This window comes from Pseudomonas sp. C9D1 (assembly GCF_056491235.1).
In genome coordinates this window covers 2,563,987-2,576,110 of the sequence record NZ_JBSZIE010000002.1, presented here as the reverse complement: position 1 = coordinate 2,576,110, position 12,124 = coordinate 2,563,987, and the positions used below count along the sequence as shown (strand labels likewise).

The 12,124-nt window shown below is 65.8% G+C and carries 11 protein-coding genes; 5 read left to right on the top strand and 6 right to left on the bottom strand.

The window, feature by feature from the left end:
* Positions 1 to 183: 183 nt before the first annotated feature.
* From ACXI0U_RS20160 to ACXI0U_RS20150, 3 genes are all read right to left on the bottom strand, one after another.
* On the bottom strand, positions 184 to 2,994 hold the full coding sequence (locus tag ACXI0U_RS20160) for an FAD-binding and (Fe-S)-binding domain-containing protein (protein WP_479550746.1): 2,811 nt from the start codon (positions 2,992 to 2,994) through the stop codon (positions 184 to 186).
* 74 nt (positions 2,995 to 3,068) lie between these two features.
* Positions 3,069 to 4,214, bottom strand: coding sequence for an FMN-dependent L-lactate dehydrogenase LldD (gene lldD, locus ACXI0U_RS20155; protein ID WP_479550745.1), 1,146 nt, complete (start codon positions 4,212 to 4,214; stop codon positions 3,069 to 3,071).
* 163 nt (positions 4,215 to 4,377) lie between these two features.
* Positions 4,378 to 6,063 (bottom strand): lactate permease LctP family transporter, encoded by a 1,686-nt coding sequence (locus ACXI0U_RS20150; protein ID WP_479550744.1) that lies wholly within the window; start codon positions 6,061 to 6,063, stop codon positions 4,378 to 4,380.
* A 316-nt stretch (positions 6,064 to 6,379) separates the two neighbouring features.
* Here ACXI0U_RS20150 and ACXI0U_RS20145 point away from each other — a divergent pair, with 316 nt between their 5' ends.
* Positions 6,380 to 7,147 (top strand): FCD domain-containing protein, encoded by a 768-nt coding sequence (locus tag ACXI0U_RS20145; RefSeq protein WP_263401494.1) that lies wholly within the window; start codon positions 6,380 to 6,382, stop codon positions 7,145 to 7,147.
* 45 nt (positions 7,148 to 7,192) lie between these two features.
* Here the strand turns inward: ACXI0U_RS20145 and smpB are convergent, their stop codons facing one another.
* Entirely contained in the window at positions 7,193 to 7,675 is a 483-nt protein-coding gene (gene smpB, locus ACXI0U_RS20140; protein ID WP_316924533.1) for an SsrA-binding protein SmpB, read from the bottom strand.
* Between the two features lie 151 nt (positions 7,676 to 7,826).
* On the opposite strand from smpB, the gene ACXI0U_RS20135 reads away from it, so the two are divergent.
* Positions 7,827 to 8,261: a type II toxin-antitoxin system RatA family toxin gene (locus ACXI0U_RS20135; RefSeq protein ID WP_263401493.1), complete on the top strand. Its 435-nt coding sequence runs from the start codon at positions 7,827 to 7,829 to the stop codon at positions 8,259 to 8,261.
* A complete protein-coding gene (locus ACXI0U_RS20130) occupies positions 8,254 to 8,565 on the top strand; it encodes an RnfH family protein (protein ID WP_479550743.1) in 312 nt (103 codons plus the stop codon). The genes ACXI0U_RS20135 and ACXI0U_RS20130 overlap by 8 nt, the downstream gene beginning before the upstream one ends.
* 70 nt (positions 8,566 to 8,635) lie before the next feature.
* Here the strand turns inward: ACXI0U_RS20130 and ACXI0U_RS20125 are convergent, their stop codons facing one another.
* On the bottom strand, positions 8,636 to 9,157 hold the full coding sequence (locus ACXI0U_RS20125; RefSeq protein ID WP_043245389.1) for an outer membrane protein assembly factor BamE: 522 nt from the start codon (positions 9,155 to 9,157) through the stop codon (positions 8,636 to 8,638).
* 96 nt (positions 9,158 to 9,253) lie between these two features.
* On the opposite strand from ACXI0U_RS20125, the gene fur reads away from it, so the two are divergent.
* A complete protein-coding gene (fur, locus tag ACXI0U_RS20120; RefSeq protein ID WP_021222333.1) occupies positions 9,254 to 9,658 on the top strand; it encodes a ferric iron uptake transcriptional regulator in 405 nt (134 codons plus the stop codon).
* A 70-nt stretch (positions 9,659 to 9,728) separates the two neighbouring features.
* On the opposite strand, the gene recN is transcribed toward fur, so the two are convergent.
* Entirely contained in the window at positions 9,729 to 11,402 is a 1,674-nt protein-coding gene (gene recN / locus ACXI0U_RS20115) for a DNA repair protein RecN (RefSeq protein ID WP_479550742.1), read from the bottom strand.
* A gap of 152 nt (positions 11,403 to 11,554) precedes the next feature.
* On the opposite strand from recN, the gene grpE reads away from it, so the two are divergent.
* Positions 11,555 to 12,124 (top strand): nucleotide exchange factor GrpE, encoded by a 570-nt coding sequence (grpE, locus tag ACXI0U_RS20110; protein ID WP_021222331.1) that lies wholly within the window; start codon positions 11,555 to 11,557, stop codon positions 12,122 to 12,124.

The following is a 12,124-nucleotide window of genomic DNA, read 5'->3' as shown; positions in this document are numbered from 1 at the left end:
GCTTCAGGGCTGACATTTCGTCGGGAAGGGGAGGCGGGATGAAACCCATTGCGGATTGCGCCCGGGGTGCCGTTTCGCTTGCCGTTGCGCTTGGCCGGGAGTCGGGTAGAGGCGTTTTTGCCGGGCAAAAAAAGCCCCGCACTGGGCGGGGCGCAATCCGTGCGATGCACGGCAGCTTGAGGTTCAGATGGCCCGTGGGCGGGTGACGCGGTCCACCAGGTAGACCAGGCCGTGGTAGTCGATGCCGCCGTGCTGGGTGAGGCCGATTTCGCAGGTGCGGCTGGTGGAGATGCCTTCTTCGCAGATCTGCACGGCGTCCTTCAGGCTGCGCAGGGCGTGGCCGTTGAGTTCCGGGGTGGTGAAGCCCTTGTCGCCGGCGAAGCCGCAACAGTGGATGCCTTCGGGCACCACCACTTCGCGGGTGCAGCGACGCACCAGGTCGATCAGGCCCTGGGCTTCGCCCAGGTGCTGGGTGCTGCAGGTGACGTGCACGGCGATGGGCTTGTCCTGGGGGGTGAACTCCAGGCGGTCGAGCAGGTGGGTGCGGATGAAGCGCACCGGGTCGAACAGGTCCAGGCGCGAATCGAGGCCGTCCTGCACCAGGCGCAGGGTGCAGGGGCTGGTGTCGCAGTAGATGGGGTCGAGGCCGCCGCGACTGGCTTCCAGCAGGGCGTCGATCATCTCGCGGCGTTTGCTTTCGGCCTGCTCGGCGTAGCCCTTGGAGGCGAAGGGCTGGCCGCAGCAGAGGCTTTCCAGCTGGCTGGGGAAGACCACCTGGTAGCCGGCCTTTTCCAGCAGCATGCGGGTCTTGTCCACCAGCGGCACCTGTTCGCCATCGCTGGCGGCGGGGCCCATGGCGCGGGATACGCAGGCGGCCAGGTAGACCACGCGGGGGCGGGCGTCGTTGGCCGGCGGGGTGAACTGGATGGGCTTGGCGGCCTGGGGCAGGGCGGGCGTCCATTGCGGCAGGCGCCCGGCAGAGAGGCGGCGCAGGGTGCCGGAGGTTTTTTCCAGCAGCGGCGCGCCGAGCAGGCGGCGGGCGCCGTCGGCTAGGCGCAGGGTGAGGCGTGCGCCCTTGAGTGCGGTGGCGAAGTGGCCGGCGAGCCAGTCGGCACTGCCGGCGTGGTGGGCCGCGTTGCCACGCAGCTTGCGCACCAAGTCGCCGGTGTTGATGCCGACGGGGCAGCGCTGGGCGCAGAGGCCGGTGGCGGCGCAGGTGTCGACGCCCTGGTAGGCAAAGGCCTCTTCCAGCTCGCGGGTGTCGATGCCGGCGCGCTTGCGTGCCTGGATGTCGCGCCAGATGACGATGCGCTGGCGCGGGCTGAGGGTCAGGCCCTTGGAGGGGCAGACCGGTTCGCAGAAGCCGCATTCGATGCACTTGTCGACGATCTCGTCGGCGGCGGGCAGCGGCTTGAGGTTCTTCAGGTGCAGTTCGCGGTCCTCGCTGAGCACCACGTCGGGGTTGAGGATGCCGCGCGGGTCGAGCAGGCGCTTGAGCTGCCACATCAGCTGGTAGGCGTCGTGGCCCCATTCCAGTTCGACGAAGGGCGCCATGTTGCGGCCGGTGCCGTGCTCGGCCTTGAGCGCGCCACCGAATTCCACCGCCACCAGTTGGGCGACGTCCTGCATGAAGGCGTCGTAGCGGGCGACCTGTTCGGGGCTGTCGAAGCCCTGGGTGAAGACGAAGTGCAGGTTTCCTTCCAGGGCGTGGCCGAAGAGGATCGCCTCGTCGTAGCGGTGCTTGTCGAACAGCTCGATCAGGCGGTTGACCCCGGCGGCCAGCTGTTCGACGGGGAAGGTGACGTCTTCGATGATCACCGTGGTGCCGGTCTGGCGCACGGCGCCGACGGCGGGGAAGGTGTCCTTGCGGATCTTCCACAGCTGGTTGTAGACGACCGGGTCTTCGCTGAAGTCGACCTTCTGCTCCACCGGGAAGTCGGCGATGGAGGTGGTGATCCGGGCGAGCTGTTCGTGCAGCAGGCTGGCGCTGGCGGCGCGGGATTCGATGAGCAGGGCGCAGGCGCTGGCGGAGAGGCCCTTGACCCAGGTGGGCATGCCGGGCTTCTCCTGCACCGAGCGCAGGCTGCGGCGGTCGAGCAGTTCGACGGCAGAGACCGGTTGCTGCTTGAGCACGGGCACGGCGCGGCAGCAGGTTTCCACGTCGGGGAAGACGATGAGCGCGGAGGCCTTGTGCGGGTGCTCGGGCACGGTGTCGTAGGTCACCGCGCTGATGAAGCCGAGGGTGCCTTCGGAGCCCACCAGCAGGTGGGTGAGGATGTCCAGCGGCTGGTCGTAGTCCACCAGGGCGTTGAGGGACAGGCCGGTGGTGTTCTTGAGGCGGTACTTGTGGCGGATCTTCGCGGCCAGTTCGGTGTTGGCGCGGGTCTGCCGGCCCAGTTCGCCGAGCTGTTCCAGCAACTCGCCGTGGGTGGCATGGAAGGCGGCGACGCTGACCGGGTCCTCGCTGTCGAGCAGGGTGCCGTCGGCCAGCACCAGGCGCAGGCCGGCGAGGGTGTGGTAGCTGTTCTGCGCGGTGCCGCAGCACATGCCGCTGGCGTTGTTGGCGACGATGCCGCCGATCTTGCAGGCGTTGATGGAGGCCGGGTCGGGGCCGATCTTGCGGCCGTAGGGGGCGAGCCAGGCGTTGGCCTGGGCGCCGATGACACCGGGCTGCAGGCGGATCTGCGCGCCGCCCTGGCGGATGTCGCGGCCGTTCCAGTTGTCACCGAGGACGATGAGCACCGAGTCGCTGATGGCCTGGCCGGAGAGGCTGGTGCCGGCGGCGCGGAAGGTGACGGGGACCTGGTCGGCGTAGGCGGCCTTGAGCAGGGTGATGACTTCGGCCTCGCTCTCGACCCGCACGATCAGCTTGGGGATCAGCCGGTAGAAGCTGGCGTCGGTGCCGAAGGCCAGGGTGGAGAGCGGGTCGTCGAAGCGCCGCTCGCGGGGGATCAGGCGCTCGGCGGTCTGGAGGAAGGCGGCGGGCAGGCTCATCGGTCGGGTCCTGTCATCAACGGTTGGCGCGGGCCGCCCGGGCGGCCTCGTCGGTTCGTTATGGGTGGGGCGGATCAGCGGCCGAGTTCGCGTACCAGCGAGTCGGCGCTGATTTCGCTGATGCTCTTGGCGCCGGTGAGCACCATGGCCACGCGCATTTCCTTGTCGATCAATTCCAGCAGATTGCTCACACCCGCGCCGCCGGCCGCAGCCAGGGCGTAGACGAAGGCACGGCCGAGCATCACGGTGTCGGCGCCGAGGGCGAGCATGCGCACCACGTCGAGGCCGGTGCGGATGCCGGAGTCGGCGAGGATCTTCAGCTCGCCCTTCACCGCGTCGGCGATGGCCGGCAGGGCGCGGGCGCTGGAGAGTACGCCGTCGAGCTGGCGGCCGCCGTGGTTGGAAACGACTATGCCGTCGGCGCCGAAGGTGACCGCGTCACGGGCGTCCTCGGGGTCGAGAATGCCCTTGATGACCATGGGGCCGTCCCAGAATTCGCGGATCCACTCCAGGTCTTTCCAGGAGATCGACGGGTCGAAGTTGGCGCCGAGCCAGCCGATGTAGTCGGCCAGGCCCGTGGGGTTGCCCCGGTAGGTGGAGATGTTGCCGAGGTCATGGGGCTTGCCCAGCAGGCCGACGTCCCAGGCCCAGGCTGGGTGGGTCATGGCTTGCAGCACGCGGCGCATGGCGGCGTTGGGGCCGCTCATGCCGGAGTGGGCGTCGCGGTAGCGGGCGCCGGGCACGGGCATGTCGACGGTGAACACCAGGGTGGTGACGCCGGCGGCCTTGGCGCGCTCCAGGGCGTTCCTCATGAAGCCGCGGTCCTTCAGCACGTAGAGCTGGAACCACATGGGGCGCTGGATGGCCGGGGCCACTTCCTCGATGGGGCACACCGAGACGGTGGAGAGGGTGAAGGGGATGCCCTTGTCCGCTGCCGCCTTGGCCGCCTGCACTTCGCCGCGACGGGCGTACATGCCGGTGAGGCCCACCGGGGCCAGGGCCACCGGCATGGTGAGGGTCTCGCCGAACAGCTGGGTCTCGAGGCTCAGCTCGGACATGTTCTTCAGCACGCGCTGGCGCAGGGCGATGCCGGAGAGGTCCTCGACGTTGCGCCGCATCGTGTATTCGGCGTAGGCGCCGCCATCGATGTAGTGGAACAGGAAGGGCGGCAGCTTGCGCTGGGCGGCGGCGCGGTAGTCGGTGGAGGCGGAGATGATCATGGGGTCCCTACCGTTGAATGAAAGAAGCGTGGCACGTTGCGAGGGTCGAGCGAGCTAGAGCGAGACAAGGCGGAAATGGCCGAGGGAGCGGAGCCTACGACTGTAGGTGAGCATCTCCGAGGCCATTTCCAACGCCGTATCGCCGACGCGCAGCCGATCCGGCTTAGTGGACCAGCATGCCGGTGAAGACATAGGCCTGGGCCAGGGTGATCAGGCCGACGAAGGCGGCGAAGATCAGGCTGTGCTTCAGGGTGAAGCGGAACAGGTCCGATTCCTTGCCGACCATCCCGGTGGCGGCGCAGGCCACGGCGATGGACTGCGGCGAGATCATCTTGCCGGTCACGCCGCCGCTGGTGTTGGCGGCCACCAGCAGGGTGTCGTTGACGCCGATCTGGTGCGCAGTGGTGGATTGCAGGGAGCTGAACAGGGCGTTGGACGAGGTGTCCGAGCCGGTCAGGAAGACCCCCAGCCAGCCAAGGAAGGGCGAGAAGAACGGGAAGGCCGCACCGGTGCCGGCGAGGACCAGCGCCAGGGTGGTGGACATGCCCGAGTAGTTGGTGACGAAGGCGAAGGCCAGCACCATGCCGATGGAGAGGATCGGCCACTTCAGCTCGACCAGGGTTTCGCCAAAAGTGGTCAGACCATTTTTAACATTGACCTTGAGTACCAGCATCGACAGCAGCGCGGAGAAGAAGATCGCGGTGCCGGTGGCGGAGATCGGGTCCAGCTTGAACACCGCCGGCATGGCCGTGGTGGCGGCGACGATGGGCGCGCCCTTGAGGACCAGCTGGTCCAGGTGCGGGATGGCGAACATGAAGACGAACTGCTCCATGGCGCCGCCCGGGGCGAACATCGCCTTGAAGGGCTTGAGGGTCCAGATGGTCACCAGCACGGTGAGGATCAGGAAGGGCGACCAGGCCTTGAGGATCTCGCCGAAGCTGTAGGGCGAAGGCTCGGTGCTGCGCGGGCCGCCGAAGCCGCCGAGAACCGCTGCGCCGCCGGATACGCCGGCCACTTCGGTGTTCCGCGCGCTGGCGGGCTGCCAGACCTTGAGGAACAGGGTCAGGGATACCAGGCTGACCAGGGCGGAGGTGATGTCCGGCAGTTCCGGGCCGATGAAGTTGGAAGTGAAGTACTGGGTGATGGCAAAGCTGCCGCCGGCCACCAGGGCGGCGGGCCAGGTTTCCTTCACGCCGCGCCAGCCGTCCATCATCGCCACCAGCCAGAAGGGCACGAGGATCGACAGGAAGGGCAGTTGGCGGCCGGTCATGGCGCCGATCTTGAACGCGTCGATGCCGGTGACCTGGCCCGCGACGATGATCGGGATGCCCAGAGCGCCGAAGGCCACCGGTGCGGTGTTGGCGATCAGGCACAGGCCGGCGGCGTAGAGCGGGTTGAAGCCCAGGCCCACCAGCAGCGCGGCGGTGATGGCCACGGGGGCGCCGAAGCCGGCCGCACCTTCGAGGAAGGCGCCGAAGGAGAAGCCGATCAGCAGCACCTGCAGGCGTTGGTCACCGGTGATCGACAGCACCGAGCTGCGGATCACTTCGAACTGGCCGCTCTTGACCGTGAGTTTGTAGAGGAACACCGCCGCGACGATGATCCAGGCGATCGGCCAGAGGCCGTAGGCGAAACCGTAGCCGGCCGCGGCGAAGGCCATGTCGGCGGGCATGTTGAAGGCGAAGATGGCAACGGCGATCGCCAGGGCAAGGGTGATGGTGCCGGCGATATGGCCCTTGAGGCGGAATACTGCGAGGGCGAGGAAGAAGAACACGATCGGGATCACGGCGACGGCAGCGGACAGGCCGAGGCTGCCGAGAGGGGTGTAGATCTGTTGCCATGCTTGCATGGTGGTTGGCTCCGTAATTGTTTTTGGAGTGCCTGTGGGCCGTCCGGGTGGGCGCGATGCTTTTGGCGTCGCAGCAGGCATTGGCCGGATCTGGCGTACTTCGTCGAAATTGGTAATACCAATTTACAAAATCGACGGCTCAGGGTAAAAGTCTTACCGTGCGCATGTCAATTTCCTGTCCTACAACTTTGGTCGAGAGGGCGGCGGTCGAGCTTTTCTTGTGCGCCGAGCGGGGGCTGGTTAGGCTGCCGCCGGATATGCGCGGGCTACCGCGCCAGACTGCCCGGATGGGCTGTGGAAAAGAGGCGGGAGGGGTATGGGATTTGGTCAGGTGCGTCAGCGCCGTCTGTCGGATGACATCGTCAGTCACCTGGAGTCGATGATCCTCGAAGGCACCCTGAAGGCCGGTGAGCGGCTGCCGGCGGAACGCCTGCTGGCGGAGCAGTTCGGGGTGTCCCGGCCGTCGCTGCGCGAGGCGATCCAGAAGCTGGTGGCCAAGGGGTTGCTGATCAGCCGCCAGGGCGGGGGCAACTATGTGTCCGCCGAGCTGGGCTCCACCTTCAGCGACCCGTTGCTGTCGCTGCTGGAAGGCAACCCGGATGCCCAGCGCGACCTGCTGGAGTTCCGCCACACGCTGGAGGGTTCATGCGCCTTCTATGCGGCGCAGCGCGCGACCTCGGTCGATCACGAGCGCCTGCGCGAGGCTTTCGAGGCGCTGCAGGCCTGCTACATGCCCGGCAGCAAGGCGACCCGGGAAGAAGAGGGCGCCGCCGATGCGCGCTTCCACCTGGCGATCGCCGAGGCCAGCCACAACGCCGTGCTGCTGCACACCATCCGCGGCTTGTTCGAACTGCTCAAGCACAACGTGGTCACCAATATTGGAGGCATGTACCTGCAGCGCGGCGAGACCCGCGACATGCTGATGAGGCAGCACCGGGCCTTGTTTGAGGCGATCGTCGAGCGACGTGCCGAGGAGGCGCGGGAAATCTCGCACCAGCACATCGATTACGTGCAGGAGGTCTTGGCGGAAGGGCAGCTGGAAGCGCTACGGATGGAACGCGCGCAACGCAGGCAGGGAATCTGAAGCATCAGCCTTGCGGCTGGAGCAGCGACCGGCGTGGGTCGGCGCTCAGTCTTCCTTGCCTTTGGTGCGCATGACGCGTGCGATCTCGCGATCGGAGTCGCGTTCCTTCTCGGTGGCGCGCTTGTCGAATTCCTTCTTGCCCTTGACCAGCGCGATCTCGCACTTGACCAGGTGGGCCTTCCAGTAGAGCGACAGTGCCACGCAGGCATAACCCTTCTGCTGGACCGCACCGATCAGCTTGCCCAGCTCACGCTTGTGCAGCAGCAGCTTGCGGGTGCGGACCGGGTCGGCGATCACGTGGGTGCTGGCGGTTTTCAGGGGCGTGAAGTGGCTGCCGAGCAACCAGGCTTCGCCGTCCTTGAGCAACACGTAGCTGTCCACCAGTTGGGCTTTGCCGGCGCGCAGACTCTTGACCTCCCAGCCTGCGAGCGCCATGCCGGCCTCGAAGCGCTGTTCGACGAAGTAGTCATGCAGAGCCTTCTTGTTCTGCGCGATGGTGCCTTGGGGATGTTTCTTTTGCTTAGCCATAGGCGCGGCATTATAGGGAGTCCCAGGCGAGGCCGCTACGGCGGCGTAGGCTTGAGCGCGAGGGGTGAATCCCTGACAATGCGCGCTCTTTTTTTGACCAGCCGTGTTGCTCGCTCCGGCGCAGCCGACTGACCGACGTTCAGAGGCCCAGATGACCACCCATATCCAGCGCTCCGCTCTGCTGCCGTACCCTGCGCAGGCGCTCTACGATCTGGTCAACGACGTGGCGAGATACCCCGAGTTCCTGCCCTGGTGCTCCTCCAGCGAAGTGCTGGAAGCGAGCGAAACCGAGATGGTGGCCAGCCTCGGCGTGGCCAAGGGCGGGCTCAGTCAGCGCTTCGTCACCCGCAACCGGCTGGTGCCGGGACAGGTGATCGAAATGAACCTGGAAGAAGGCCCATTCAGCGAGCTGCATGGCGTGTGGAACTTCAAGGCGTTGGGCGAGAAGGCCTGCAAGATCAGCCTGGATCTGTCGTTCGATTACGCGGGGCCCATCGTCAAGGCGACCCTCGGGCCGCTGTTCAATCAGGCCGCGAATACCCTGGTCGATGCTTTCTGTCAGCGGGCCAAGCAGCTTCATGGCTGAGTCGATCGGTATCGAAGTCGTCTGCGCGCTGGCCGATCGTCAGCGCTTGCTGAGCCTGGATGTGGCCGTGGGCGCTACGGCGCGTGCGGCAGTGATGGCGTCAGGGCTGGCGGCGGAGTTTCCCGAGCTGGATCTGGCCATCTGCCCGCTGGGCATCTTTGGCAAGGCGTTGGCCAATCCCGAGGCGCGGGTGCTGGAGGAGGGGGATCGCATCGAGATCTACCGCCCGCTGCTCGCCGACCCGAAGGAAGTGCGCAAGCTTCGCGCGGCCCGTGCCGCCCAGGCGCGGTCGGTAGAGGAATAACGCGGCGGGTTGCATAACAGGCGCCCATGAAAAAGCCCGGAACCAGTCCGGGCTTTTTTCTGCGCAGTGATTACTGCGGCGAGGTTTCCAGCGGCTCGGGCGTGGGCACCGGTACGGTTTCCACCTGGTCCACTTCCTTCTGGATCTGCTCGAGCAGCGAGCCGGGCTTCGGCTTCTCTTCCTGCTGTTGCTGGGCAGGCTTCTCGCTCTTCACTTCGGTGCTGCCGTCGCTGCCGAGAATGGCTTCGTCGCGGCTCACGCCAGGCATGAAGTCACCGGCCAGGCCAACCAGTTGGTCGCTGCCGTCGAACACCAGGCTGACGCGCTCCTGCTGGCGCTCACCGCCGCCGGGCTGGATGCTGTAGAGGTAATCCCAACGGTTGGCGTGGAAGGTGTCGGTGATCAGCGGGTTGCCCATGATAAACCTCACTTGTCGCCGGGTCATTCCGGGCTTCAACTGGTCTATCATGTCCTGCGTCACGACATTGCCCTGCTGGATGTCGATTTTGTAAACCCCGGGGAATGAACAGCCGGCGAGTGCGACCAGACCTGCGAAGGTGAGGCTGGTCAGCAAGAGCTTGGTGTTTTGCATCGGTGGGTGACTTCCACTATCTTGGCTGGGCAACGAAAATCCGATCATACCCGCATTAAGGGAAGCTGCGAAGCAGCGTCCACGAGAAAGCTGACCATGGTTGAAAATAACGAACTTCGCAAAGCCGGCCTCAAGGTGACCCTGCCTCGAGTCAAGATCCTGCAGATGCTTGACTCCACCGAGCAGCGCCACATGAGTGCCGAAGATGTCTACAAGGCACTGATGGAGGCGGGTGAGGACGTGGGGTTGGCGACTGTCTACCGCGTGCTGACCCAATTCGAGGCTGCCGGTCTCGTGGTGCGCCACAACTTCGATGGCGGCCACGCCGTCTTCGAACTGGCCGACGGCGGCCACCACGACCATATGGTCTGTGTCGATAGCGGTGAGGTGATCGAGTTCTTCGATACCGAGATCGAGAAACGCCAGAAAGAGATCGTCAAGGAGCATGGCTTCGAGCTGGTCGATCACAATCTGGTGCTGTACGTGCGCAAGAAGAAGTAAGCGCACTGCCAGTTGGTAAAAGAAGAAGGCGACCCTCGGGTCGCCTTCTCCGTTTTCGCGCATTGGGAAGTCAGCCCTGGGCGCTGGTGACCATTTTCCTGGCGTGGGCGATGGATTCGTCGGTGAGGTCGAGTCCGCCAAGCATGCGCGCGATCTCCTCGATACGCGCGGCTTCGGTGAGGTTGGAGACGGCGGTGCGGGTTTCCTTGCTGCCGCGCAGCTTGTGCACGAACAGGTGGTTGTGACCCTGTGCTGCTACCTGCGGCAAGTGGGTGACGGTGAGCACCTGGCCGCGCTCGCCGAGGCGGCGCAGCAGTTGCCCGACCACTTCGGCGGTGGGACCGCCGATGCCCACGTCCACTTCGTCGAAGACCAGGGTCGGTACCCGTGAGGTCTGGGCGGTGATCACCTGGATGGCCAGGCTGATGCGTGAGAGTTCGCCACCCGAGGCGACCTTCGCCAGTGCCTTGAGGGGTTGGCCGGGGTTGGCGCTGACCAGGAACTCGACCTGCTCCATGCCGTTAGCCTGCGGATCCTGTGCCTGCAGCGGGTGCAGTTCGATGGTGAAGCGCCCGCCGGGCATGCCCAGGCGTTGCATCTCGACTTCCACCGCCTTGGCCAGCTTGCCGGCGGATTTGCCGCGCAGCTTGCTCAGCTCCGCCGCCTTGGTCTGGTAGTGGCGGGTGTAGGACTCGAGCTCCTCGGTCAGGCGCTCGACGGCTTCGTCATCGGCATTCAGCGCCTCGATCTCTTCCAGCAGGGATTGCTGCAGGTTGGCCAGTTCGCCCGGGTGTACGCGGTGCTTGCGCGCCAGCGTATAGATGGTGTCCAGGCGCTCTTCCAGCTGCTGCTGGCGCTGTGGGTCGGCGTCGAAGTGGTCGATGAAGCGGTTGATCTCGCCAACCGCTTCCTCCACCTGGATCTGGGCGCTGGCCAGCAGGTTGACCGCTTCGGCGATGGCGCCCTGCTGGGTGTTGAAGGCGGTGAGGCGGTTGAGGCTGGAGGTGAGCGCGCTGAGTACGTTTCCCGCATCGCTTTCGCTGCACATGTCCAGCACCTGGCGGCAGCCGGCGAGCAGGCTCTCGGCGTTGGAGAGGTTCTTGTGCTCCTGCTCCAGCTGGTCGAGTTCGGATTCGCCGAGGGCGAGGTTTTCCAGTTCCTCCAGCTGGTAGCTGAGCAACTGGTGGCGGGCGCGCTGTTCTTCGCCGCTGCGCGACAGACGCTCCAGCTCCTGGCGGGTCTGTTTCCAGCGCTGCGCGGCGAGCTGGACCTGGCGGGCCAGCTCGCTGGCACTGGCGAACTCGTCGAGCAGACGGCGGTGGGTGTCGAGCTTGAGCAGCGACTGGTGCTCGTGCTGGCTGTGGATGTCGATCAGCAGCTCGCCCAGGGTCTTGAGGTCGCCCTGGGGGCAGGGGGTGCCATTTATATAGGCGCGCGAACGGCCTTCGGCGGTGATGACCCGGCGCAGGATGCAGGGGCCGTCGTTGTCCAGGTCGCGCTCGGCGAGCCAGGTGCGGGCCTCGGGGATGTCGTGGAGGTCGAAGCTGGCGAGGATGTCGGCCTTGTCCGCGCCGGGGCGCACCACGCCGCTGTCGGCGCGGTCGCCCAGGGTCAGGCCGAGTGCGTCGAGCATGATCGACTTGCCTGCACCGGTCTCGCCGGTGATCACCGACATGCCGCCGGCGAGTTCGAGATCGAGGTGTTCGACGATGGCGTAGTTGTGAACGGAAAGGTGGACCAGCATGGCGGCACTCCCAGGGCGATGGCTGGGTATTTATACAGTGTTTGTTTTCCGCCTGACAATCACCCCTCCCCCTTGAACCGACAAATTGCGACCCCATATAGGCGGACAGATCGCCGGGTTATGCCCCGGCCCGTTTTTGAAAGGAGGAACGCATGGCTGACGAACAGACCCTGGATAATCAGAACCCTGAAGCGAACGCTGCTGCCGAAGGCGCCGCTGGCGACGATCTGGCGGTTCGTGTGCAGACGCTGGAAGAGCAACTGGCTGCCGCCCAGGATCAGTCCCTGCGCGTTGCCGCCGAATTGCAGAACATCCGCCGCCGTGCCGAGCAGGATGTGGAAAAGGCGCACAAGTTCGCGCTGGAAAAATTCGCCAATGACCTGCTGCCGGTGGTGGACAGCCTCGAGCGTGGTCTGGAGCTGACCGCGGCCGATGACGAGTCGATCAAGCCGGTGCGTGAGGGCATGGAACTGACGCTCAAGCTGTTCCACGACACCCTCAAGCGCTACCAGCTGGAAGCGGTCGACCCGCACGGTGCGCCGTTCAACCCGGAGCACCACCAGGCCATGGCAATGCAGGAAAGCACCCACGTGGAGCCCGGTAGCGTGCTGAAGGTGTTCCAGAAGGGCTACCTGCTGAACGGTCGCCTGCTGCGCCCCGCCATGGTGGTGGTCAGCAAGGCTCCGAGTGAAGCGCCGCCGTCCATCGACGAGCAGGCTTGA

Excerpts from the sequence above, each read along its gene's own strand:
- ACXI0U_RS20160 (WP_479550746.1), bottom strand. The coding sequence starts at position 2,994 with ATGAGCCTGCCCGCCGCCTTCCTCCAGACCGCCGAGCGCCTGATCCCC.
- lldD (WP_479550745.1), bottom strand. The coding sequence starts at position 4,214 with ATGATCATCTCCGCCTCCACCGACTACCGCGCCGCCGCCCAGCGCAAG.
- ACXI0U_RS20150 (WP_479550744.1), bottom strand. The coding sequence starts at position 6,063 with ATGCAAGCATGGCAACAGATCTACACCCCTCTCGGCAGCCTCGGCCTG.
- ACXI0U_RS20145 (WP_263401494.1), top strand. The coding sequence starts at position 6,380 with ATGGGATTTGGTCAGGTGCGTCAGCGCCGTCTGTCGGATGACATCGTC.
- smpB (WP_316924533.1), bottom strand. The coding sequence starts at position 7,675 with ATGGCTAAGCAAAAGAAACATCCCCAAGGCACCATCGCGCAGAACAAG.
- ACXI0U_RS20135 (WP_263401493.1), top strand. The coding sequence starts at position 7,827 with ATGACCACCCATATCCAGCGCTCCGCTCTGCTGCCGTACCCTGCGCAG.
- ACXI0U_RS20130 (WP_479550743.1), top strand. The coding sequence starts at position 8,254 with ATGGCTGAGTCGATCGGTATCGAAGTCGTCTGCGCGCTGGCCGATCGT.
- ACXI0U_RS20125 (WP_043245389.1), bottom strand. The coding sequence starts at position 9,157 with ATGCAAAACACCAAGCTCTTGCTGACCAGCCTCACCTTCGCAGGTCTG.
- fur (WP_021222333.1), top strand. The coding sequence starts at position 9,254 with ATGGTTGAAAATAACGAACTTCGCAAAGCCGGCCTCAAGGTGACCCTG.
- recN (WP_479550742.1), bottom strand. The coding sequence starts at position 11,402 with ATGCTGGTCCACCTTTCCGTTCACAACTACGCCATCGTCGAACACCTC.
- grpE (WP_021222331.1), top strand. The coding sequence starts at position 11,555 with ATGGCTGACGAACAGACCCTGGATAATCAGAACCCTGAAGCGAACGCT.